This is a genomic window from Klebsiella sp. PL-2018, from assembly GCF_019048985.1.
GTDB lineage: Bacteria > Pseudomonadota > Gammaproteobacteria > Enterobacterales > Enterobacteriaceae > Klebsiella > Klebsiella michiganensis.
Map to the genome: position 1 here is coordinate 13,593 of NZ_CP077676.1, position 21,185 is coordinate 34,777.

Genomic DNA, 21,185 nt, shown 5'->3' on the forward strand with positions numbered 1-21,185 from the left:
AAAAGGAGGTGAAATGCGGTTGTTGATGTGCGTTTTAGTGGTGGGGGCGTTTCTGTTCCTCCTCTGGCATTTTACCCGGACAGGCAGAGGGCCAGACTCCGCGCTGGTCAGGGAACTGGCTGCGGCGGGCGTTACCCCCGGAGAGAATGAAAAGCTGCTGGGCAGCGGGCATCACTGGCGGGCGCAGCGGACGCTGATGACCGACAGGGAGGTGTATTTCATGCACGACCTGTTCAGGCACGTGGATATGCAGCGCTGGTATCTGTGCCCGCAGGTGCGCGTAGCCGATATCGTGGAGCTGTCGCCGCATATCCGGCCCCGGTCCAAAATGTGGTGGCGGTTATTCAACATGGCGGCGCAATGGCACTGTGACGTGGTGATTGTCGACCGGCACACCTTTGCGGTAGTTGCCGCAATAGAGCTGGATGACGCCTCGCACCTGAAAAAGAGCCGTGTTAAGCGCGATATTCTGCTCAATGAAGTGATGCGCCAGGCGAATGTGCCTTTGCTGCGAAACCGGGACAGCAGGGCGCTCCTGAAAACGGTCAGCGACTTTCTGAACACGCTGACAGAAAGTACAACCCAAAAGCCGCACTGAATACCGCCCGGACTGCGGTGCCGGTGACGTTCGTCATCGGGCAATAAATCAAACCACGCTCTGCCAGACGCCGGCATGTGAACTGCCCGCGCGGTTGTCGTGTGGCTGCAATCCGAAAACCCAAATCAAAAGGAAAGCACCATGTTCCGTTATTTTCGCCTGCGCGTTGCGCAGGTCATGCTCATTCTGTCATTCACGTTGCCATTTGCGCTTTTGTTTTCATTTCATCTTTCTGCAGAGGGGGGCTTCGATGCGTGGCAATTCTGGACCCTGCTCGCCGGCAGCACAGCCGTGATGTGGGGCGGACTGGCGCTGTATACGCGGGATATTGACCGCAAGCGGCAACTGCCTGACGCCGTGCGGACGTATGTGAGCTGCGGCAATACCAGTGTCAGTATGAAGGTAAACGAGAAAGCCGACATCATCTGGCAGATATTGCAGAGCGATGTGTTGTTCAAAAAACAGACGCGAATGTGGTGGCGGGCTGTGGGGTTCATGCTCAGAAAAGCCTTCGTCCGGGCACCTGCGGTGTTGCTGCCTGCAGTCTGCCTGGTGCTCTGGTTCTCACCAGATGAAGTGGTTGCGCTGGTCGCTGATATTCAGACTGGTGCGGCGACGTGCCTGGTGTACGCTGCCGGCAATATCCTCTTCATCGTTTACATTGTTGCAGGCGGTGTGTTCGGAATATGCGAGATGTTCAAGAAACAGGAAGGTGATTTATTTTGTTTCGCGCCGGAATATCAGGCGCAGGTGCGCGAGTTTGCCCGTGCACAGCAGAGCTCGGATGAGACTGAAAACGCCCAAAGCGTATCCCCCCTGGAGGCCGACGAATGATAGTGCCGGTGAAGGAAGACCGCGACGGGCAGGGCTACTGGACTCACCCGGCGTTAGTCCGCAGCTGCTGCCAGACGACAGCACACCTGATGTACTGGCTGCGCGTGCAGAAGCTGGAGTGCTTTGTCATGACAATGCGTGACGAGGCGACTGATGCTTTTTGCGAGGCATGACAGGACGGCCCGCCGGATGCGTCGACGTGGGAGCTGGTTCCCCCCGCCCGGAGAGGGCTGGTTTCTGGGTTCAGTTCATCCACGCGAGGACGGGCCTGAGTGCTACTGGTTCAGGCAGCGCGAATAAAAGCGATGCACCCAGCTAACAAACCATCCAGCGTAATGCAATAACCCTGATGCGACAGATTCTTTGCGGGTACTTAAATGGGATGCCTGCTGGAATCACTTGCCAGACTCACTCGATTTTTCACCGGAAACGCTTTCTTGTCAGGCATGAGGCGGAGCACAACGCAGTGAGCACCGAACACGCCTGGCAATAAAGCGGAAATCCAGACCACACAACATCAAAAAAACCCCGGAGAGGCTTAAGAAAGCCTGTTCTGCGATTACTGCCGTGCAATGCCACGAAATCAAATAATCCAGCATCAAAAAAGAGGCGATTATGTATAAAGAACAAACCAACAAAATGATTAAAAAGTCAGAGGATATTCAGGCCAAACAAATAAGAGCGGGAATAACGCATCAGTGCAGAAAAGGCTGGAAGTATGCAGAAATGTCAGCAATCTCGGTTCTGACGGGTTTGTTCCTGTGGCTTGCACTAAGGGCTTTGTTTGACAATAACTTGGACGCCTGGGTGGGTAACCCGGAAGCGACGAGGGTGAAAGACATGATGAGTGTCGCAGTCTATGTTTTGCCCTTAGTGTTCCTGTCATTTTCTGCTGCGACCTTCCTGATGGCAGCGCTTAACGATGTTTTGGCATGGTGTGAGGGTGGGGCCAGACTTCTTCTCCTCAGAATCAGAAACCGCCGCGCCTCGCGTTCCGACAAATGATAGCGCTGGTCGATTACGAGAACGTCGGTTCTCTGGAGTGCGTCCCGCTGGCCCGGTACAAAAAGGTGGTCCTTTTCACTGGACCGAAGCAGGAGTTTATCCGCTTCCCGGCCACCACGCTGACGGGGGATATCTCAGTGCAGGTCGTACAGGTGCCCACCGTGTCAAAGAACAACGTGGACTTCCATCTGGTCTTTGAGCTGGGGCGCCTGAGTATTCTGGAAAAACCTGATGTTGTGCTGCACGTCATTTCTGACGACAAAGGTTATGACGGGGTAATCAGCCGGTTGTGTGAGAGCGGGCGTCAGTGCGCAAGGGTTGCGACGAAACCGATATTGCCCGCAGCAGCAACGCCACGGAACAGGAAGCCTCATGAGGCCAGCATGGCGGAAGTAGCCCGAATCGCGGACCGCATAGTGTCGCAGATGAATCGCACACCAAAGGCGATGCCGGGTACGCAAAAGTCACTGGATAATTTTCTCCGCGCCCAGAGCGGGCAAGGCAGGAACGAAGCCGCAGTCATGCAACTGAAAGAGGAACTCACCAGGCGGGGCGTGGTATCCGTGTATGAAAAAACGGTGACATGGCTCCGCAGCAGCAAGCAAAACAACCGCACCAAAAACTGACGCCACCGCAGAGCGGTGTTGTCCAACCCCGGCGTCGCACAGAAGCAAGTTCTGCACGTCGCCGGCGTTAGCAGTAAAGGTCATTTCGCCAGTGACCTGAAACGCAGAACCTTCATTTTCACGAACAAAAAAGCGGTGAAGTGTGCGCCAACACATTTCACGCGATAGCCCGTGGCTGAAATCTGGTGTACCCTCTGGACATTATATCTATTAATTACATGGGGAAGCTGAGATGTCGCAGGCAGAAAATGCAGCAGCAACTTCATCAAAACGTGCTTACAGAAAAGGCCGGCCGATGACTGACTCTGAGAGGCAGTTAGCGGCGATTGCCAGAAAAAGAGAAAATCACAAAGAGATTAAGGTGTTCGTGAAGAGCCCCTTGAAGGATTGTATGGTTTCTTTTTGCACGGCGAACAAAATCACTCAGGCTCAGTTTTTAGAAGCACTTCTTGAGGAAAAGTTGAAGTCGCTAGGTTATGATCTGTAAAGACTTCACGTTGTTGCTAAAGTTTTGTTCGAGTGATAGATTGCTGTTCGTGAAATGAATTAACGGGCGGGCCACGCCGTAAGGTGGCAAGGGACGGATGCCGGTGAATTTACCTGGCTCCAGAAAGCGAAAAACCCACTAATCTGTTGAAACTTGGCGGCTTCGTAGATTATGTGGGCCCTTCAAATACTGCATAGAAGCTGTTGCTCTATGCGGGGAGTATATGAATATGGAAAACAGAAATCAAATACTGTCTACCGATTTACTCCTTCTGTGCAACATAAGCGCAGAAAGGCGTGCCGCATAATCAGGTATTTAGCCCACATTACAGCCAGGTAAAAAATCCGCATCCGGTGTTCACGTCGCGTGAAAACCGGAAGACGCTGCCGTTCTGTCAGAAGCTGATGACGAAGGCCGAAGGCTTCACCTCCCGTTTTGATTTTTCGATACACGTGGCGTTCGCGCGCTCGCTGGGCGAGCGTAAGCGTAAGCCGCCGGTACTGCGTCGTCGTGCCATCGATGCGCTGCTGCAGGGCTTGTGCTTCCACTACGACCCGCTGGCCAACCGCGTCCAGTGCTCCATCACCACGCTGGCCATCGAGTGCGGTCTGGCGACAGAGTCGGACTCCGGCAATCTGTCCATCACCCGGGCGACCCGGGCGCTGCATTTTATGGCAGAGCTGGGCCTTATCACGTACCAGACAGAGTATGACGCACAGACCGGCTGCAACCTGCCGACTGACATCACCTTCACCCGGACGCTGTTTGACGCGCTGGACGTTTCCGAGAGCGCTGTACTGGCTGCGCGACGCAGCCGTGTGGAGTGGGAGAACAAACAGCGTAAGCAGCAGGGCCTTGAAGCACTGGAAACCGACCAGCTGATAGCAAAAGCCTGGCGCTACGTCAGGGAGCGCTTCCGTACCTGGTGCGGGGAGCGCCGCGAGCACGGCCTGAAACGCCGTCAGGCACGTCGTGACCAGGACCGCAGCCGGAAAGATATTGAGGCACTGGTCCGGCAGCAGGTAACGCGTGAGATGGCCGCAGGGAAGCTGGAGTGGAATCTGGACTCCCTGAAACGGGAAGTGGCACGACGCGTCAAAGAGCGCATGCTGATGTCACGGAACGGCCACTACACCCGACTGGCCACAACATAACCCCATTCCCCGAATTATCCGGCTGACGCCGGAGGCCGCCCCACACCTGAACCTCATCACCGCACAAAAATCAGCCACTCAAACGCTCATCCACACGCCCTGACGTCAAAATCCCGGCCTCCACACCCCACCAAAACCCGCAGATTTCACACAGCATCGCCGTCAATTTCCGTTATCCACTCATAACTGCAAGGGAGTTTCTCACTAACCACAAACCGAGAGCCTCAGTAACTGCCAGACGAGAGGCTTACAAACTGCGTGATTCCCTTTAAACCCCTGCTCTGTAGTTCATATAAAGAACTTAAATATCTTCGTCTAAGGGGAAAACCTGTCCGTTCCCGGCCCTGTGGACAGGGAACAACCCATGAAGTGCCTCCCACCGCACGCGGCGGGCCCCGTTCGCGCAGACCGTCGCAAAACACCTTTCATCACAAACCAGCGCAAACCCAAAACGTGCACAGCGGCCGCAACAGCGCCAGAACCCACCACTGAAAAGCGCCCCCGCCCCGGGCGTAGCCCGGGATGAAGTCGCTTTTAATGATGGATGTTGTAACTATAGATTTGAGTGGCTGTGGGAGGTGTTGCTGTGGGTTTCGGTGTACACGCCCGTAAGCGGCCCTGATGGCCCGCTAACGCGGAGATACGCCCCGACTGCGGCTACGCCTTGTCGTGACCACTCCGACAGCGCACAGAAGCTCTGGTGCGGTTTTGATATGGGTTGGCTGGGCTTTGCAGGGTGGGGGGTTATTACGGCTGAAGCCGTAATGCTTTTTTCGTCCTCGCTACGCTGCGGGGGTCTCCGGCGCAGGGCGCCTCCCATGCGCTGACGCGCATCTTAAAAACAATAGCTGAAACTGAATTATTACCTTACTTTACTATATGAATCATTAAGTTATGGTAAAATAATGGCGTCATTCCCCTGCACCCGGAGCCGTTGATGCCTGAGAAAAAAGCCCCTGTGATTGTGGTTAAAAAATCACGACTGAAAGTGACAGAACCTGATGCCGTGCCTGCACAAATCAGCACGGAAGCCGTGGCGGCAGAGCCTGCTCCACGTGAGGCAAGGCCGCTCAACAAAAAGGCCCGGAAAAGCCGGGACCAGATAGGGGTTTGAGGAGCAACGGAACAGTAAACGCCGTTAAGCGGTCAATTTAAATGGTTATTAATTTATTAATCAATAAATTATGCCTCTTCATTGAAAGCTCTCAGCTCACCCTTACTGACGGATTCCGGCACCGTAAAGGAATAACGCCCCTGCATATTGATATGTCCGCACTGCAATGGGGACAGTTTTTCAACATCTTCATCCTGAACCGGATAACCTTCATGCCTGAGCTGCTGAATCGCGGCATCTATGTAAATCGTGTTCCACAGAACAATAATATTGAGCACCAGACCTAACGATCCAAGCTGATCTTCCTGGCCTTCACGGTAAGCCTGTCTCAGTTCTCCCCGTTTACCATGAAAGACATTTCTGGCCACTGCGTGGCGACCCTCTCCACGGTTGAGTTGCTGCAACGTTCTTCGCCGTTTGTTTTCATCGTCGAGGTAAGTCAGCATATGGATAGTTTTATCGGCGCGGCCTATTTCGGCTATTGCCTGTGCCAGGCTGGTTGGCCTGTCGCCCGTTTGCAGTGTTTTCATGATGGACATGACGTTCAGTCGTCCAAGTTTGAGGGACGCAATCAGCCGCAGAATATCATCCCAGTGTGGCTCTGTTTTTTTCCCAAAATTAAGGCGATGCGAAGATATCGCGTTAAACGGACCGTAATCTGCTTTAGGGTCGGTGCGCCAGAATCTGGCTCCCCCCGTGTCCGCGATCCTTGGACAAAAACGATATCCCAGCAGGCGGAAAAGCCCAAAAATAACATCGCTGTATGCACCAGTATCGGTCATTATCTGGTATGGCATTTGATCCGTTTGTTGCTCCAGAACGACAGCCAGAATGACCAGGCTATCCCTGAGGGTTCCAGGAACAATGATGTCGTTTATCCCCGAATACTGGTCAGATATCAGGTTGTACCATGTAACCCCTCGTCCTTCTTTGAAGTATTTTGGGTTGGGGCCGGCATGCACCGTGCGCACAGGAACAACAAATCGCATACCATCGGCTGACGCCACCTCACCACCACCCCAGATGTTCGCCAGGGGAACGCCACTTTGTGCTGCGACCAGAATGGCGTTAGCTGCCCGAATCGTTTCATCCCTGATGTAGTTGCTGTCTGTCCAGGTCAGACGGTCACGCTTCAGTGCCGCGACATCATTACGTATAAAGGGCTCCGGACCGGTGTTACAGGCTTCTGCCATCAGCATGGCGCAGATGCTGATATGCAGGTCCGAGACGCGGGAGCTTTGCTCTGATGAATGGGTAAAGGCACCGGTGAAATGTGTCCGGGCATCGATTTCCAGTATCAGTTCAGGCAAATCAACTCGTGGCAGCATGTCGGCCACCCGCTGCCGCAATGCGATCAGCGATGGCGTTTCTTCAATGGCATCCAGAGGACTCAGGATCAGCTCCGTTTTATCGCCATTCTCCGCAAATCTGACTGCCGGGTTTTCCGGTAGTCGGTCCAGCACATCACGATATGTTGAATCCAGTTCTGTTGCGATGGCCGACAGGGTGGCACCTGGTGCTGATGATAATCCCAGAGAGCGGCAGATTACCGGGCGCAGAGCTTCCCATTCCTTACCTTCGATAAGTCCAGCCCGGGGATCTGCATAACGCCAACTGGGGGTAACATAAATATCCCGTTTTTTCAGTGTAAGCTGAAGTTCCTTGAGTGCGCAAAACGTATAGGCGTGAAAATCAATGCTGCCGTCTTTTCTCATCACATGTTGCTGCCACGGTTTATTGATTATTTCACGTGGTGCATCGTTATCTGTCTTTTTCTTTTTTAAATTAACTTCAATCCAGCTAAGTGCATTAATTAATGCCTCCGCTGAGGCATTACCTTCAAAATGTATTCCGGACAGTAAATCAGGTAAAAATCGCCGTACTGTTTTGAATTTCGCATCAAGTTCATTGAAATAAACGTTATTAGCCGGACGAATAATTGATGTCACATTATTGACTGCATGCTTCAGTACATCTTCGGGGATAATATTGAAGATATTATCACGAACATCGGTATTGGGTAACTTTTCGTCAAGGATCATCCGGCATGCTTTTGCCAGTATTTCTGCTGCACGATCCAGATCTTTAAGTGTTCGCTGGCGGTTCCGTTTATCTGCCTGAACCGCTTCATTGAACAGATCCCGGAGTAGTGCTTCAAGTAATTCAAGTACATCATCCTGAGCCGTCGCCTCCATACAACAGGAGAATGCAACAAGCGTAGCCAGTTTTCTTTTTTCTGGTAAGCGCTGAAGCGCTGTTGTTTTAGCCGTTGAGGCATAACGTGCCAGGGCAGCAATACGGGTATCCGAAACTGGTGTAATTGCTGGTAATGTCACGCCCAGGTTACGTATGGTCTGAAGACGGCCCGTGGCCTGTACCAGAGATGTGGCATTCACTTTAGTGGGGCCGGTACGTAACTGATCGAGTAACGAATAGCGGCTCCCGGCCGGAACCGAAAGCAGCTCCAGAAGCCGTTGTGCCTGAGCGTCATCAATACAGGTCGCCAACGACTGCCAGAGCCGGTTTTCAACCCTGCTGCGTAATCGGGCTATATAACGTTCGAGCAACGAATATCCGGGTAATAAGACTTTGTGTGATAAAAGCCATCCTGTACATCTTTCAAAAAGAATACCCGGACGACTTGTTCCGGTCCAGCATAAAGAATATAACCAGCGGGTCAGTGAAAACGCCACACGGGTGTCGGTGAATTCCGTGTAACCATATATTTTTGTGATTTCATCTATATGCTGTCGGCGCTGCTTTCCTGAGTTATATATACTAACCTGTTCACTACCACTCTCAATATGCAGCTGCTCTGCCAGAAAATCAATAGCAGCAACCGGAATTATTGTAGTTAAATCTGGGAAACGTCCGAGGTAACGGACTGTACATAATAATACGGCATAGCCCAGCCGGTTATGCTCTCCCCGTTTTTCTGAAATGTTCATCCGGTCAAAATCATCAAGATGAAAATAACGCGCCAGTGTTTCCTTTGTCAGTTCGCCATGATAGTTACCATAACCTGCTTTTTGGTCTTCGGAAAGAAAATTAACGGGCATCGTAAACCATCCTTAGTTCAGGGGGGATTTCACGAATTTTTTTGCGACTGATGGATTGCCCAGACGCGTTTGACCTGGCTGATGCTGCATCCGGCCAGCGTGGCTGTGCGCTCAATGGTTAACCCGGACTGCCGGAGGGTAATGATGCGCTCATGGGTCACGAGATCGGCCTTCCTGCCTGCGTACTTGCCTGCAACTTTGGCGAGCTGAACCCCCTGTCGCTGTCTTTCCCGTCGTACTTCGTAGTCATCCCGGGCGGTCTGAAGGGCAAGTTTCAGCAACAACTCCTGAACAGATTCGAGGACAATGCGGGAGACACCATCATTTTCTGCTACCACTTCTGACAAATCCACTATGCCTGGAATAGCCAGCCTGGCACCTTTGTCTCTGATAGAAGCAATCAGTTTTTCTGCTTCAGGAAGAGGAAGGCGACTGATACGGTCAATTTTTTCGGCTATCACTACATCACCAGGTTGAAGGTCGGCGATCATGCGGAGAAGCTCAGGTCTGTCAGCTCTGGCACCCGATGCTTTTTCCCGATAAATACCGGCGATATAAAAACCACTGGCAATGGCCGTTTTTTCGATGTCAGCCTGGCGTGTCAGATCCTGCTCTGATGTACTGACTCTTTCATAGATGCGAGCAATTTTCATTTACGGTAGCCAAAATGAGTATAGGTAATTTGGCTATCGTAAAAGATATGGCTAAAAATGCAAATCTGCGATGTAAATTGGCTGGTTGTTTTTTAGCTATTTAAAATGGCTGCTTAATAGCGTTCGCCCTTCGAGAGCTTTCCAACCACTGATTACACTCATGCATTTTCCAACATTCGAAGGTGTTGGGCGAAATCACCATCCGTACCTGTCACGTTCACATGCTCAAAATATTCATACCATCCACTGGCCTTAATTCCAGCCAGCAATGCATCGCGTGTCTGAGCATCAGGAAAACGCCAAATACCGAGAAAGCGATGTTCTGTGCTTCTGTCTATACCTGGTTGAATTTCGGTAAGCGTAAGAATTTCAACTCCCATACTGGATAAACTGCTCATAGAGTTGTTGATGTCTTCCAAAAACTGCCGGCGTAGTCCGATAGTTAGAGACTTCCATTCGGCGTTGGGCGTATAGAGTTCAACAAGATAGCAGGACATAAGGCTTCTCCTTTATTTAAGGTTACGCAACGCACGTTGACAAATGCGACGGGTTGCATCGGTGGGGGTTGTATGTAGCCATTGAGAACAGACATTACGAACCCAATTAGGCTGATCCTTAGCTGCATCGTTTAACCAGTTGGACACAGAGTCCTGCACATAAACGGAAGGATCTGCGCGGAGCGGCATAAGTATAGAGATTGCAAGTTCAGGTTCGTGTTTAAGAGCACTGATATGCGTACACCATACACCGCGTGGGCGCAGGACTTCACAGGCGAAGCGACGTAAATATTCGGAAGGTGATACAGTCCATTGGACCAAATAACCAATAGACACATCAAGTTGGTCTGCTATATGCGGGCGAATAGCCATCCAGGCCCACTCACGTACAGCAAAGTGACCATCGTCGGCCAACGAACGGATGGCAGTCAACCGTTCAGACAGATGTAATCCAGGTTGATTGCGAATCATAAAGCAAGCCCAGCCACGTACCGAGTCCGCTCTGTGCACCCGGCATTTTTCTATCCCTTCAGACCCCAACGCATCCAGTAAAACAGCACCGATTGTGTCCATGCGTTTGAGAATACCTGACTCGCAAGCAGCATCGATTTCTTTCATAGCATCTGTCGGCAACTCGGGAAAGACCGCACGTACCAACTGGGCCTGGTTAATAGCCAGGCATTCGGCTAGGGTCGCGCTTTGTATTTTGCCACGAGACAAGGATTGTTGTATGTCCACAGTAACATCAGCTACACGAGTTACACCTTTACGTACAGAAGTCATGATGCTGAATCTCCAATGTTACCGGATACTTTCTCTAACAGCGTTACCAGTTGTTTACGTTCTCGTGCAGAAAGATTGCTGTAAAGGCTGGCAATCCAACGACTATGCTGCTCAAACACCGTCCTGGCTACATTTTTTCCTTTACGTGTAAGTCTTACGCACAACGCTCGTCGGTCACTGACATCCTGATGCCGTTCAATCAATTTGTCTCGTTCCAGACCATCCAGCAGTCCTGTTATGGTGGCACGTGTAACACCTGCTTGTTTTGACAGCGTGTTGGGAGCCACTCCATCAGATGCTGCATCAAGCAGGAAAAGAAGGATAAAGCGTCCTTCAGATAAACCGTGCAACGCCAGTAACGCAGCGCAACTTCTGTCAATTCCGGCAGCCAGAGAAAGAGTCTTAAAGCACAAAAGAATACCTTCTACATCGGGTAGATTTCGGCGTTGTGCTTCCTGGATGAGTGAATGATATTTTTGTTCAATCTTCATTGTGATGTCGCCATATAGTATGGCGGCTTACTATATACTTATTACAACCTATTTGGCAATAAGGGTCACCTAAGAAAACGGAATAAAGCACGGTAAGGACACACACGCTGACCGAGTTGTTCGGTTCAGGATGAAGTTTTTGAAAACTATCAACGTTACAATGCAGGCATATCAATATGCAGGGGGTATTCTTTTACGGTGCTGGAGTCCGTCAGTAAAGGGGAGCTGAGAGCTTTCAATGAAGAGGCATAATTTATTGATTAATAAATTAATAACCATTTAAATTGACCGCTTAACGGCGTTTACTGTTCCGTTGCTCCTCAAACCCCAGATAGCCCTTTTTGTCAGAACATTCCCCGCCCTGTGGCCTGAATTTGATAAAGGGAATCTCCGTCCCATGAAGGTGGGTATCAAAGAGCAGGCGAAGGCGTACATCGAAGCCAACCCGGACTGCGGAATGACGTTCGGACAGTGGATACAGGCCGTCATACGGGTAGTCCGGGGACTCCGGTATCAGCGCTGCGTGAGAGAAGGGGAAACCCGCTACGATATCTACGGTGAACCAGCAGGTGTCGTCACGGCAAAGGAAGCGGCATATGCCCGCCTCCAGGTGAAGCGCATCAAAGCCAGACTGGATGCAAGGGAGAAGCAGAATAATGTCACAGCTGAATAAAGCCGGAGACCTGGCATGGTGTGGCCTCGTCGCCCTGGCGCTGGCTAAGCGGGACGGCATTGTACAGTCCGTCTCGCAGGAAAATCTGTTTCTGGTCCGCTGGCTGTCCACCGCGCTGAAACAGCGCCGCTTTCCCCGCAGCGTCACCCCGGATATCGAATGGTTGCTCGGACAGGGCCGAACTCTCGGCATGAAAGCCCGGCTGCCGGAGAAGCTGGATTATCTCTGGCGCTCCTGCCATGGCGATATTGCGGAACAGAATGACCTGTTCCGCCTGACGTATGCCTTCGAGCTCGCCAAAGATGCTGGCTGGGTTTATAACCTGCTGACCGACCGCGAGTGGACGGGTCGCTATGCGGTGAAGCTGAATGCCGGCATTAACGGCATTTACGCCCTGCGCAGTAGCATTGATAACGGTTTTGACACTAACGGAAAGCTCCTCGCGCCACTGAAGGTACGCATTACCGGAAATGTCGACGGTATCAATGAGTTATTTGAATCCTGTGGCTGGACAGTAAAATCTGAAGATGAGAAATATTTTTTGAGCACTTACATTTTAGCTGTGGCTTATATTTAATATCTTAAATGAAGCCGCATTAACACAAAAGTTTAGTTTTATATTAGGAATAACGTGAATATGTGCAAAAGTCCCAGCGAAAAGTGCAGGCGTGTCAATATATTATTGGTTAGTACTATCTTTATTCTTTTTGTCATCGCAACACTAACTTTCTTATGGGTGGTTTTTCGTGAGTCTAAGGTGTACGAGTTTATTACTGCTCTGGCTGCATTGACAAGCGCAATAGCAGCGGCAGGGACATTGTTTATTGCTTATCGTGCATACAAGAAAACGAGTAACTGGTTTCAGCAAAAGAAAAATGAGGATGGGTATAATTACGTTGTAGCTTTGATGGTTGAAAGTGATGACGTGTTTGCGGCCTTAATTCGCTTATATATAGATGTATGTAGAGGTGAAGATTTAGCTTACATTGAATCATCAGTCAGATTGTATTCATTGAAAACTCTCACCTTAAAACGAAAACTCTTAGCCTGCGAAAGATGGAATATAAACAGTGGGACAGAAGTCACCTTATATTTTAACGAGATGAGAAAGTTTTGTGAAATTTCGGCGATGATTTTAACTTACTTAAAAAATCCAGATTTTTTTAGTGGTGTGATAAATGAGCATAAATGCAGACTAACAAGTTGTAAAAAAAATATCGAAAGATATAACATACAATGCATTAAATCTATAGAGAAAATGTTCGAATTTCCATTATGATAAAGCCTCTTTGTAGAGGCTCTATAGTCAGCGTTTGAAGGCTGTAAGTTTGGATGCTGGTTGCTCTTGCGGTGAGCTTTCAATAGCTGCAATTGTATTGTTTTCAGTGTTCGACGTTATTGCATTCAATAACGCTTCAAGTTTCGACAAATCAACAGATTGTGACTTATACCCTGTGACCTGCTCAATGATTTTAACTAAATCTTCGGCTTTAATATTCTTGCTATATAAGGAACTGAGCAAGCTAGGTAATCTGGTATCTATAGTGCTCAAGACGGCCCCGCATATTATTGCCTGCCTATAGAATTCCCCCCTTGTTTGGGTAGGTAAACTTTGAATATATTCTTGAGATAAAGCATCTTGTGGATATAAATCCGGATGCAAGTAAGCAATAATCTTCTTTCTTTTATTATCCATAGTTAAGCCTTAACCATTGCTTTAGCTAATGCAAATTGAGGGTCCTCTATTTTCTGTACCTTATATTGCGGATTCATTTCTTTGATGAAGGGATATATTAACTCAGCACCACCTCCGGCAAGATAAATTCTGTTGATACTAGCAAAAGTCATTATTTCATTCTGGATGCTTTCTGCAAGTGATTTCGACTCACGCTGGATGGCGCCTAGTACTCTCTCAATCCCTGCTTCATCATTAATTAACGCATTTAAAAAATCGTGATTATCTCTATTTTTAATTAACTCATCTGCCACATAGTAATTGCTTGGTGTTGATGCGTTTGCAAGTTCCTGCATTACGGATTTTGTGATTCTGGATGTTCCTATCTCAGCATTTCCCTTAACTTCAGATATTGAATCAAATGCACCGATGATTAGTCCAAAGTCTGCGGTAGTGCCACCCAGATCAATGATAAGGCTCCGTTCCAGATGTGTTACCCCATCATTCATTAAGGAGGTATACACAGCAGGTATAGATTCAGGCATTACATTTACTTTTTTGATGCTGAATACATCACCTTTATTGAGTGATATTGTTCTAAGAACATTTTTCTTCTTAGCCTCAATCTTTTTTTCGTTAGGTTGATTGTCCTGGTCGAAAAATTCAGTAATAGGTAGGGTAACCGTGATCTCGATATCTTGAGGGGCTAAACCAGAAGTTAGCAGCGCATGATGGATGGCGAGCAGGTTGGTAGTGCTGTACTGATAGCTGACATGTGTGGTTCCTAACGTAGCAATGCTTCCTTTGTCATAAGAGTATTTTTTGCCATCTACTATATAATTATAAACCGGAGAACTGCCGAGAATCCCAGCGCTCCACCCTTCTTTAAAACTGTTCCCGGAAATGAATGTTTTAATCTCACCACTCACTTCCCACGCCAGTTTCACGTTGGTAGAACCATCATCACAGGAAATTTTTAACATTAATAGCGCCTCAAATTGGGAAATAAACAAAACCTAAATGAGTATCTTAACGCAGATGATCCGTTTAGGGGGCTTTTTGTGCTCAACATGGAGTGATATTATGGAGCAAAATGAGGTATCTCGCAAGCTTTTGCGCGCCCATGACTCATATTGAGCTGTGTTTGTTCTCTTTTGGGGGCGCCCTTTGATGGCAAGGCACTTTGTGCGACTATCTCTGAAATTGTAGTAATTCTTGGTTCGGAACGGTCAGAAATAATTAAAACCTTGCCGAAGGAAGGCATTTCCAGTTCGTCGTATAGGCAGGCGAAAGCATCTCCCGCTTCATCTGCCACTCCGGGGTAATGCCCCGGCCCGCAAACCAGACCTTCCCCAGACCCGAGTGATTGATGCCGTCGACGGCTCTCATCAGCGCTTCGCAGTTAGCGCGGGGCTGCACATCGTCAAACAGGCTCAGTTGCGATACCCCCGTTGGCGTGAAGTCGTTCAGCATCACGCCCGCTTTGGCGTAGCGATGACCGGGGACCCAGATGCGGTTCAGTGAGCGGACGGCGGCGGCAATAATATCCCGCGTATCTTTCGTCGGCACCGGCAGACCTTCGCTGGCTATGTTGCCGTAGTAAGGTTCATTCGCGGCGAACGGCGACGTTTTCACAAACACACCGATATGCCGGCAGTGCTGCCGTTCGCCCCGCAGCTTCTCCGCCGCACGCTCTGCGTACAGGCAGACCGCTTGTCGCATCGCATCATACTCTGTGATGCGTTCACCAAAACTCCGGCTGCAGACGATTTGCTGCTTTGCCGGCGGTGCTTCTTCCAGGCTGATGCAGCTTTCCCCGTTAAGCTCGCGTACCGTGCGCTCGAGAACCACGCTGAAATTCTTGCGGACAAACGCCGGATGCGTCTGCGCCAGCTGCAGGGCGGTGATGATACCCATCGTGTGCAGCTTTTTAGATAACTTCCGGCCGACGCCCCAGATTTCTTCCACCGGCTGCAGCGAGAGCAGCTTTTGCGTTCGCCGGGGATTGCCGGTGGTCAGCGCCAGCACGCCGCCGAACTGTTTCCACTGCTTCGAGGCCCATTGTGCGCTTTTCGCCAGGGTTTTGGTGGGACCCATTCCGACACCGATAGTCAGAGCAGTATGCCGTTGAATGTGCTCCCGCAGCTGGCGCCCGAAGTCCTCGAAGGAAATACAGTTGTCGATGCCTGCGACGTCCAGAAACATTTCGTCAATACTGTACTGCTCAACGCGGGGGGAGAGCGCTTCCAGGCAGCGCATGACGCGCTCAGACATCGAATGGTACAGCGAATAGTTGCTGGAGAAGACCACAATCCCCAGGCGTTCTGCCGTCGCCTTCAGCCTGAACCACGGTTCGCCCATCGGAATGCCGAGGGCCTTCGCCTCCGCGCTGCGGGCAATCACGCAGCCGTCATTGTTGCTGAGGACGATGACCGGCCTGTCCCGCAGGTCGGGGCGAAACACCTTCTCGCAGGAGGCATAGAAACTGTTGACGTCAGCAAGGGCAAACATGTTTTCTCCGGACTACAGGCGTGACCGGGTGCGATGAAGGAAATGCGTCACCACGCCGAACAGCGTGAGCGTGTCCGGGTACAGCGTCGGAAAGGCCGGGTTCATCGGCTCCAGCGCCGGTCGCGGACGTAGCCGCAGGCGCTTCACCGTAAACCCGCCGTCCATTTCGGCGATGACGACATCGCCTTCCTCTGCTGTTTCCGCCCGGTCCACAATCAGAATGTCGCCGTCATACAGGCCGAGGTCGCGCATGCTTTCCCCGCTGGCGCGGAGGAAGTAGGTGGCTGACGGATGCCGGATGCACAGGCTGTTCAAATCCAGCTCCTGCTCGACGTAATCCCCGGCCGGACTCGGGAATCCGGCCGGGCAGGTGTCAGCAAAAAACGGGATGGCCATCGGCGTGGGTGATGCGGAACAGGCCTGCAGCTGTGACCGGGGGAAAACGGGTTCGTTTTTCATGGCAACCAGCTGTCTTCCTGCCAGATAGCTTCGAGCGTTTCCATCACATCCGCCTTCTCGCGGTCATTGCGTGCGCCGCTGACGTTCAGGCTGCTGTCGGAGCCTTTGCCGATATTCAGCCACAGCTTCGGGTGTTGTGGCGTCAGGCGGCGCTCAATTTCCTGCTGCAGAGCAGCAAAGGTGCCGGTGGGCATGGCTTTGACCTGGGCCGGGGAGAAACGGACAGAAATCTGTAACATAAGCACTCCGCAAATAACTGTATGGATATACAGCGAAGATACGCATAGCGCTTCCCGCTGTCAATCTGCCGGATCTTTCGTCTGGTCAGGAAATAACCATGCCGATCCCGCAGGCCTGCGGCACTTGTCAGGCCCGTCCTCGATCCGATCAATGGAGGTTGTCCACAGGGTTGTCGCCGTTTTTTCCCCGCATTTTGTGGATATGTCTGCCTGCCACCCGCTGCCAGTATCTCGCGTCCGGCCCTGTACGGGGCGGGCGGTATTTTCTGCTCAGGCCCGGCGTCGTTGAGAGTGTACGTCAGCCCCTCGCCCTTTAAGGAACGCCCTTCAAGCCGCTTTCGCGGCATATCCTCGCCGTCATAAGGCCGACGACTCGGTATTCCACGGTCGGCCTGACCCGCGACCGGCCGCGATGAACAGGCAGCGTGCGGCAGGGAACGGTATCGCGGTGATGCCTCCTGCTCCCCTCAGACTACAGGAGTGCTGCTATGTCCAGATTCATTCTAGGAAATTGTATTGACGTGATGCGTGGATTCCCCGACCGCGCCGTGGACCTTATCGTCACCGACCCGCCGTACCTTGTGGGCTTTAAAGACCGCTCAGGCCGCCAGATTGCCGGGGACGTCACCGACGAGTGGCTGGAGCCTGCCACGCAGGAGATGTACCGCGTCCTCAAAAAAGATGCCCTGATGGTCAGCTTCTACGGCTGGAACCGCGTTGACCGCTTTATGGCGGCGTGGAAAGCGGCGGGCTTCTATGCGGTGGGCCAGATTGTGTTCACCAAAGACTACAGCTCGAACCGCCGCAGCGCCAACGGACGCCGGGGATTCGTGAACTACTGCCATGAAGGGGCGTATCTGATGGCGAAAGGCCGCCCGACCCCGCCGCTTAACCCGCTGCCGGATGTGATGCCGTTCCCGTATACCGGCAACCCGCTTCACCCCACCCAGAAACCCGTGGAGGCGTTACAGCCGCTGATTGAGTCATTCAGTGCGCCGAACGCGATTGTGCTCGACCCGTTTGCCGGGAGCGGTTCGACCTGCGTCGCCGCCTTCCGTGCCGGACGCCGCTACATCGGCATTGAAATGCTGGAGCAGTACCACCGAAAAGGTGCCGAACGCCTGGCCGCGATGCGCCGCGCCGTGAACACCCCGGCGGCGAACGACGAATATCTGCCGGAGGCCGCGTGATGAACTACGACGGACACGAGGCATTGCGCCGCGACATGGCCGGACTGGCCAACAACATGTGCGACCTGAAAACGACTCTGAAAGTGCTGGAAGACACGTACCACTACCAGCATGACGGGCTGCCGGAGCGGCTGGCTGGCGTGAGCCTTCGCCGTATCAGCGTCCTGATGGACGAGGCATTCAATATCGCCCTGTTACTCGACGAATCATTCAGAGACTGAACCCCGGGCGGCGACCCCGCCCCACCGAAAAACGGAGAAAAAATCATGCTGTACGGAACCCGTAAAGAACTGAACAAAAAGCTCAAACGCATGTTTGGCAATGACGAACGCTATGCCCTGCTGGTCTGGACGAGAGAGGACGTGATGGCGCAAGTGGAATGTATGACGGAAGCCGAAGCGGACACCCTGCTGGCGCTTATCGGACGCACGGGAACGGGGGAACATACCGAAGAAGGTGTGTCATTCCGCACCGTTCAGGCGCTGTATGCCGGGATTCAGGGCGATACCCCGCGCGTGAGCGTCCCCGCCGATACGCTGGCGCGTATCACGGATATTGCCGCAAGGGCTGTCAGCGGGGAAGACACGCAGGCGTGGCCCCTTGTGCAAAAGCACTACCCGAGCGTTGCGGACGCTCAGAAAGATATTGCCTGGCTGGAAAACGAAATCGCCGCTTAACCCAACCGCCCCGCTGAACGGCGGGGCACTCACCGAAGGAAAATCACCATGAGAAACGACACACTGAACGCGCTGATCCTGCGCCACGGCGACCGGATGCTACAGGATGCGGGCTGGCCGCAAAAAATCAGCATGATGCAGATCGCGCCCGAAAACATGCCCGGCTGGCTCGTTGCCTGCGGCTCGCTCGATGCCGCGCAAATTCTGACGCTGGTCACGCACCTTTGCCAGCCGCTGACGTTCGGCAAGGCGGAACTGCTGACTGCCAGCGCCCGGCGACTGGCGGGAACCCCTGCCCGGCTGCATCTGTACCCCGCGAAACGCGATGCGCCCCCGGAGCGTCTGGCTGACGCGATGACCCTGCATCTGCCGTTTGCCGAAGAATGGCTGACCCGTGCGGAGTGCGACGATCTGCTGGCCTTCCTCAGAAGCAGCATTGACACGATTTGCAGCATTGCCAGACAGGACGCGCACCGCCTTGCAGCGGCCCTGAAACCGTCCGCCACGCCGCGACTGATGGAACGCTGGTTGGGTGACTGGCGACTCCTCGCTGATGAGTACGACGACGACTGGCCGCCCGTCACTGACACGGATCGTCTGGATGCCGTGCTGGATGCGGTACTGGTGCGCGGCGCCCGCTATTGCCCGGTATTGCTGACGCTGGTTAACGAGCGCGAGGAGGAGATCGAGGCCGAGGGGTTCCTGGCGCATACGCTGATTATTCCGGGCGATCCGGCCCGTCGCTGGTTCGACCGCGCCGCGCTGAAAAACATGATTATCGGCGTGCGCAACGGACTGGCGCTGGAAGAATAAACGCACGGGGAAGGGAAGCCCCTTCCCAGACTTTACCGGTCCGGGATGAGAACAGGCAATAAGGACGTCGCCGGGCGGCTCCGCATTACCCGGCCCGCCGGTCGCCGGGCCTTGTGGTGATAAACGCCCTTTGCCTGCCCCGTGCGTGTGCGGCCGTTGCCGTGACTCCATCGTAGCCGGGCTGTCAAGAATGCAAGGGTGAAATGAACGCGGCAGTCACCCGGTCCCTCCTTCCCGTCCGCCGTGATTTTCCGGTTGCTCGCCCGCGCGGGCGCGGACTCCCCCTGCAACTCCCGTCCGCCGTGCGCGTCAGGCTGCGGCTTCCCTTGCGCCCCTGCATTCGTGACTGACCGCCCGTCTTGTCTGGAGTCACGGCACCGCCCGGTGTCGCTTCTCATGTTAAGCCGGAGGCTCATTATGTTACATGCTCAGTCTGCTACCACCGCAACGCCTGTTCGCCCGTCTGCGCTGTTCGATTTTCTCCCCGTGCTGTTTGGCGCGGACTACGTGAAGGCCGAAGCCTGCATTTATGCCTATGCCCAAAAGTACCTGCGCGACTATTGCGGCGGTGAATGGACATTTAACCAGTTACCAGAGGGGGCGGGCTACCTTGCGCTGGAAGACGAGCGCGTTGTTGTCAACAACCCCGACAACTGGTTTGAGGGGGAAATGTCCGGCGATGCGGCAGGCATTTTCATCACCGCAATGGTGCTTAACCATCGCGCATGGATGCACAGCCACCACGACCAGCAGGAGGCCAGCCGCCACTATGTGAACCGCTACGAGCAACTCATGGCCTTTGCTGCCACCCACCGCGAGGCCAGCGCCATTTACCGCGCCCTTGACTGATACCCGCACGGGGCGCGACGCGCCCCGCCTAACGAAAACACAACCGGAGCAAAAAATGATGTACGGAACCGTCAGCGAAATCTGCATTGAACTGCTGAAACAGCATGAAAACCACGAAAAAATGGCCATCATCACCTGGACGGAGGAGGACGTGCTCGAGGCAGGCGCGGAGTACAACCCCACCGCCGCCGAGGCAGAGCGTGTGCTTCAGGCTATCGGGGAAGCCGACTGCGATATTCTGTATCGCTACGGTATCAGTCAGGAGTTTGTGACAGGGGAACTGCGCCAGATTGCCGCCGAACGCGCACCACGTCACATAGGCATCCCCGAAAACGAACTCCGCGCCCTGCTTCCGGCTATCCGCACCGGACTGGACTATATCGACGACGAAAGCGGAGCCGCAAAAGCGGCGCTGGACACGCTGCAACTTGTGCTGGATTCGCCGTCTGCCTGACCGGAGCGCCGCCCCGCGTGGGCGGTGTTATCCCGTTGCCGTCTGTTCGTGCGCGAAAAAACCATGCCGCAGGCCACGGGCCTGCCGCCAGCGGCTGCGCTGACGCGCCGCTGGCGGCCGTCCGGTGTGTCCGGGGGAGGTGTCATCGGAAGCGTCGATTCGGTATCGGGTCTGTCTGGTGTTTTGTAGAGATATTCATGCTGATGCTGATGCTGATGCTGTCATTATTCGTCTTCCTGTTCCTGTTCCTGTTCCTGCTCCTGCTGTTCTTCTTTTGCCTGTTGAGATGAACGGGCAACGGAATATGACAGCTGGCGTCCGGGCGGGCTGTCATGCTGCGCACC

The 21,185-nt window shown here is 52.9% G+C and carries 26 protein-coding genes and 1 pseudogene; 17 read left to right on the forward strand and 10 right to left on the reverse strand.

Going from position 1 to position 21,185, the window contains the following annotated elements:
* The first annotated feature begins 13 nt into the window (after positions 1 to 13).
* From MKleb_RS29095 to MKleb_RS29130, 8 genes and pseudogenes are all read left to right on the forward strand, one after another.
* A complete protein-coding gene (locus MKleb_RS29095) occupies positions 14 to 598 on the forward strand; it encodes a DUF2726 domain-containing protein (protein ID WP_217077150.1) in 585 nt (194 codons plus the stop codon).
* Between the two features lie 141 nt (positions 599 to 739).
* Complete coding sequence (locus tag MKleb_RS29100) at positions 740 to 1,432, forward strand: hypothetical protein (RefSeq protein ID WP_217077151.1); 693 nt, start codon at positions 740 to 742, stop codon at positions 1,430 to 1,432.
* Positions 1,429 to 1,732, forward strand: a pseudogene (locus tag MKleb_RS29105) (hypothetical protein). Before MKleb_RS29100 ends, MKleb_RS29105 begins: the two are co-directional and overlap by 4 nt.
* Before the next feature lie 315 nt (positions 1,733 to 2,047).
* On the forward strand, positions 2,048 to 2,437 hold the full coding sequence (locus MKleb_RS29110; RefSeq protein WP_217077152.1) for a hypothetical protein: 390 nt from the start codon (positions 2,048 to 2,050) through the stop codon (positions 2,435 to 2,437).
* Positions 2,434 to 3,063, forward strand: coding sequence for a PIN domain-containing protein (locus tag MKleb_RS29115; protein ID WP_217077153.1), 630 nt, complete (start codon positions 2,434 to 2,436; stop codon positions 3,061 to 3,063). The genes MKleb_RS29110 and MKleb_RS29115 overlap by 4 nt, the downstream gene beginning before the upstream one ends.
* A 232-nt stretch (positions 3,064 to 3,295) precedes the next feature.
* Positions 3,296 to 3,550 (forward strand): replication regulatory protein RepA, encoded by a 255-nt coding sequence (gene repA, locus MKleb_RS29120; protein WP_217077154.1) that lies wholly within the window; start codon positions 3,296 to 3,298, stop codon positions 3,548 to 3,550.
* A 296-nt stretch (positions 3,551 to 3,846) separates the two neighbouring features.
* On the forward strand, positions 3,847 to 4,704 hold the full coding sequence (gene repA, locus MKleb_RS29125) for an incFII family plasmid replication initiator RepA (protein WP_217077155.1): 858 nt from the start codon (positions 3,847 to 3,849) through the stop codon (positions 4,702 to 4,704).
* Positions 4,705 to 5,641: 937 nt separating this feature from the next.
* Entirely contained in the window at positions 5,642 to 5,818 is a 177-nt protein-coding gene (locus tag MKleb_RS29130) for a hypothetical protein (protein WP_217077156.1), read from the forward strand.
* 68 nt (positions 5,819 to 5,886) lie between these two features.
* Here the strand turns inward: MKleb_RS29130 and MKleb_RS29135 are convergent, their stop codons facing one another.
* The 5 genes from MKleb_RS29135 to MKleb_RS29155 form a co-directional block, all read right to left on the reverse strand.
* A complete protein-coding gene (locus MKleb_RS29135) occupies positions 5,887 to 8,877 on the reverse strand; it encodes a Tn3 family transposase (RefSeq protein ID WP_217077157.1) in 2,991 nt (996 codons plus the stop codon).
* Positions 8,878 to 8,906: 29 nt separating this feature from the next.
* Complete coding sequence (locus tag MKleb_RS29140; RefSeq protein ID WP_118284045.1) at positions 8,907 to 9,530, reverse strand: recombinase family protein; 624 nt, start codon at positions 9,528 to 9,530, stop codon at positions 8,907 to 8,909.
* Between the two features lie 158 nt (positions 9,531 to 9,688).
* Positions 9,689 to 10,027 (reverse strand): DUF6616 family protein, encoded by a 339-nt coding sequence (locus MKleb_RS29145; RefSeq protein ID WP_217077158.1) that lies wholly within the window; start codon positions 10,025 to 10,027, stop codon positions 9,689 to 9,691.
* 12 nt (positions 10,028 to 10,039) lie between these two features.
* Entirely contained in the window at positions 10,040 to 10,810 is a 771-nt protein-coding gene (locus MKleb_RS29150) for a DNA alkylation repair protein (protein ID WP_217077159.1), read from the reverse strand.
* Entirely contained in the window at positions 10,807 to 11,301 is a 495-nt protein-coding gene (locus MKleb_RS29155; protein WP_217077161.1) for a MarR family winged helix-turn-helix transcriptional regulator, read from the reverse strand. Before MKleb_RS29155 ends, MKleb_RS29150 begins: the two co-directional genes overlap by 4 nt.
* Before the next feature lie 397 nt (positions 11,302 to 11,698).
* Here MKleb_RS29155 and MKleb_RS29160 point away from each other — a divergent pair, with 397 nt between their 5' ends.
* The 3 genes from MKleb_RS29160 (at position 11,699) to MKleb_RS29170 (ending at position 13,253) form a co-directional block, all read left to right on the forward strand.
* Positions 11,699 to 11,974, forward strand: a complete 276-nt coding sequence (locus MKleb_RS29160) for a ProQ/FINO family protein (RefSeq protein ID WP_267460485.1) — start codon at positions 11,699 to 11,701, stop codon at positions 11,972 to 11,974.
* Positions 11,958 to 12,551 carry a DUF2913 family protein gene (locus MKleb_RS29165; RefSeq protein ID WP_217077162.1) on the forward strand — a complete coding sequence of 198 codons (594 nt, stop codon included), beginning with the start codon at positions 11,958 to 11,960 and terminating at the stop codon, positions 12,549 to 12,551. The genes MKleb_RS29160 and MKleb_RS29165 overlap by 17 nt, the downstream gene beginning before the upstream one ends.
* A 180-nt stretch (positions 12,552 to 12,731) precedes the next feature.
* Complete coding sequence (locus MKleb_RS29170) at positions 12,732 to 13,253, forward strand: hypothetical protein (RefSeq protein ID WP_217077163.1); 522 nt, start codon at positions 12,732 to 12,734, stop codon at positions 13,251 to 13,253.
* 27 nt (positions 13,254 to 13,280) lie between these two features.
* Here the strand turns inward: MKleb_RS29170 and MKleb_RS29175 are convergent, their stop codons facing one another.
* The 5 genes from MKleb_RS29175 to MKleb_RS29195 all read right to left on the reverse strand — a co-directional run bounded on the left by MKleb_RS29175 (position 13,281) and on the right by MKleb_RS29195 (position 16,858).
* Entirely contained in the window at positions 13,281 to 13,670 is a 390-nt protein-coding gene (locus MKleb_RS29175) for a plasmid partitioning/stability family protein (RefSeq protein ID WP_217077164.1), read from the reverse strand.
* A 2-nt stretch (positions 13,671 to 13,672) separates the two neighbouring features.
* Positions 13,673 to 14,632 carry a plasmid segregation protein ParM domain-containing protein gene (gene parM, locus MKleb_RS29180; protein WP_217077165.1) on the reverse strand — a complete coding sequence of 320 codons (960 nt, stop codon included), beginning with the start codon at positions 14,630 to 14,632 and terminating at the stop codon, positions 13,673 to 13,675.
* A 256-nt stretch (positions 14,633 to 14,888) separates the two neighbouring features.
* Positions 14,889 to 16,160, reverse strand: a complete 1,272-nt coding sequence (locus MKleb_RS29185) for a Y-family DNA polymerase (RefSeq protein ID WP_217077167.1) — start codon at positions 16,158 to 16,160, stop codon at positions 14,889 to 14,891.
* A 12-nt stretch (positions 16,161 to 16,172) separates the two neighbouring features.
* Positions 16,173 to 16,556, reverse strand: coding sequence for a translesion error-prone DNA polymerase V autoproteolytic subunit (gene umuD, locus MKleb_RS29190; protein ID WP_217076967.1), 384 nt, complete (start codon positions 16,554 to 16,556; stop codon positions 16,173 to 16,175).
* Positions 16,557 to 16,615: 59 nt separating this feature from the next.
* Complete coding sequence (locus MKleb_RS29195) at positions 16,616 to 16,858, reverse strand: DinI-like family protein (RefSeq protein WP_217077168.1); 243 nt, start codon at positions 16,856 to 16,858, stop codon at positions 16,616 to 16,618.
* A gap of 488 nt (positions 16,859 to 17,346) precedes the next feature.
* Here MKleb_RS29195 and MKleb_RS29200 point away from each other — a divergent pair, with 488 nt between their 5' ends.
* The 6 genes from MKleb_RS29200 to MKleb_RS29225 all read left to right on the forward strand — a co-directional run bounded on the left by MKleb_RS29200 (position 17,347) and on the right by MKleb_RS29225 (position 20,841).
* Positions 17,347 to 18,048, forward strand: a complete 702-nt coding sequence (locus MKleb_RS29200; protein WP_217076875.1) for a DNA methylase — start codon at positions 17,347 to 17,349, stop codon at positions 18,046 to 18,048.
* Positions 18,048 to 18,269 carry a hypothetical protein gene (locus MKleb_RS29205; protein ID WP_217076874.1) on the forward strand — a complete coding sequence of 74 codons (222 nt, stop codon included), beginning with the start codon at positions 18,048 to 18,050 and terminating at the stop codon, positions 18,267 to 18,269. The genes MKleb_RS29200 and MKleb_RS29205 overlap by 1 nt, the downstream gene beginning before the upstream one ends.
* 45 nt (positions 18,270 to 18,314) lie before the next feature.
* A complete protein-coding gene (locus MKleb_RS29210) occupies positions 18,315 to 18,725 on the forward strand; it encodes a DUF1380 family protein (protein ID WP_217077169.1) in 411 nt (136 codons plus the stop codon).
* 48 nt (positions 18,726 to 18,773) lie between these two features.
* Positions 18,774 to 19,538 (forward strand): hypothetical protein, encoded by a 765-nt coding sequence (locus MKleb_RS29215; protein ID WP_217077170.1) that lies wholly within the window; start codon positions 18,774 to 18,776, stop codon positions 19,536 to 19,538.
* 417 nt (positions 19,539 to 19,955) lie between these two features.
* On the forward strand, positions 19,956 to 20,387 hold the full coding sequence (locus MKleb_RS29220; protein WP_217077171.1) for an antirestriction protein: 432 nt from the start codon (positions 19,956 to 19,958) through the stop codon (positions 20,385 to 20,387).
* A 55-nt stretch (positions 20,388 to 20,442) separates the two neighbouring features.
* Positions 20,443 to 20,841 (forward strand): DUF1380 family protein, encoded by a 399-nt coding sequence (locus MKleb_RS29225; RefSeq protein ID WP_217077172.1) that lies wholly within the window; start codon positions 20,443 to 20,445, stop codon positions 20,839 to 20,841.
* Positions 20,842 to 21,185 lie beyond the last annotated feature (344 nt).

Bases quoted from the DNA above. Each gene is read 5' to 3' on its own strand.
- MKleb_RS29095 (WP_217077150.1), top strand. From the start codon at position 14: ATGCGGTTGTTGATGTGCGTTTTAGTGGTGGGGGCGTTTCTGTTCCTC.
- MKleb_RS29100 (WP_217077151.1), top strand. From the start codon at position 740: ATGTTCCGTTATTTTCGCCTGCGCGTTGCGCAGGTCATGCTCATTCTG.
- MKleb_RS29110 (WP_217077152.1), top strand. From the start codon at position 2,048: ATGTATAAAGAACAAACCAACAAAATGATTAAAAAGTCAGAGGATATT.
- MKleb_RS29115 (WP_217077153.1), top strand. From the start codon at position 2,434: ATGATAGCGCTGGTCGATTACGAGAACGTCGGTTCTCTGGAGTGCGTC.
- repA (WP_217077154.1), top strand. From the start codon at position 3,296: ATGTCGCAGGCAGAAAATGCAGCAGCAACTTCATCAAAACGTGCTTAC.
- MKleb_RS29130 (WP_217077156.1), top strand. From the start codon at position 5,642: ATGCCTGAGAAAAAAGCCCCTGTGATTGTGGTTAAAAAATCACGACTG.
- MKleb_RS29135 (WP_217077157.1), bottom strand. From the start codon at position 8,877: ATGCCCGTTAATTTTCTTTCCGAAGACCAAAAAGCAGGTTATGGTAAC.
- MKleb_RS29140 (WP_118284045.1), bottom strand. From the start codon at position 9,530: ATGAAAATTGCTCGCATCTATGAAAGAGTCAGTACATCAGAGCAGGAT.
- MKleb_RS29145 (WP_217077158.1), bottom strand. From the start codon at position 10,027: ATGTCCTGCTATCTTGTTGAACTCTATACGCCCAACGCCGAATGGAAG.
- MKleb_RS29150 (WP_217077159.1), bottom strand. From the start codon at position 10,810: ATGACTTCTGTACGTAAAGGTGTAACTCGTGTAGCTGATGTTACTGTG.
- MKleb_RS29155 (WP_217077161.1), bottom strand. From the start codon at position 11,301: ATGAAGATTGAACAAAAATATCATTCACTCATCCAGGAAGCACAACGC.
- MKleb_RS29160 (WP_267460485.1), top strand. From the start codon at position 11,699: ATGAAGGTGGGTATCAAAGAGCAGGCGAAGGCGTACATCGAAGCCAAC.
- MKleb_RS29165 (WP_217077162.1), top strand. From the start codon at position 11,958: ATGTCACAGCTGAATAAAGCCGGAGACCTGGCATGGTGTGGCCTCGTC.
- MKleb_RS29175 (WP_217077164.1), bottom strand. From the start codon at position 13,670: ATGGATAATAAAAGAAAGAAGATTATTGCTTACTTGCATCCGGATTTA.
- parM (WP_217077165.1), bottom strand. From the start codon at position 14,632: ATGTTAAAAATTTCCTGTGATGATGGTTCTACCAACGTGAAACTGGCG.
- MKleb_RS29185 (WP_217077167.1), bottom strand. From the start codon at position 16,160: ATGTTTGCCCTTGCTGACGTCAACAGTTTCTATGCCTCCTGCGAGAAG.
- umuD (WP_217076967.1), bottom strand. From the start codon at position 16,556: ATGGCCATCCCGTTTTTTGCTGACACCTGCCCGGCCGGATTCCCGAGT.
- MKleb_RS29195 (WP_217077168.1), bottom strand. From the start codon at position 16,858: ATGTTACAGATTTCTGTCCGTTTCTCCCCGGCCCAGGTCAAAGCCATG.
- MKleb_RS29200 (WP_217076875.1), top strand. From the start codon at position 17,347: ATGTCCAGATTCATTCTAGGAAATTGTATTGACGTGATGCGTGGATTC.
- MKleb_RS29205 (WP_217076874.1), top strand. From the start codon at position 18,048: ATGAACTACGACGGACACGAGGCATTGCGCCGCGACATGGCCGGACTG.
- MKleb_RS29210 (WP_217077169.1), top strand. From the start codon at position 18,315: ATGCTGTACGGAACCCGTAAAGAACTGAACAAAAAGCTCAAACGCATG.
- MKleb_RS29215 (WP_217077170.1), top strand. From the start codon at position 18,774: ATGAGAAACGACACACTGAACGCGCTGATCCTGCGCCACGGCGACCGG.
- MKleb_RS29220 (WP_217077171.1), top strand. From the start codon at position 19,956: ATGTTACATGCTCAGTCTGCTACCACCGCAACGCCTGTTCGCCCGTCT.
- MKleb_RS29225 (WP_217077172.1), top strand. From the start codon at position 20,443: ATGATGTACGGAACCGTCAGCGAAATCTGCATTGAACTGCTGAAACAG.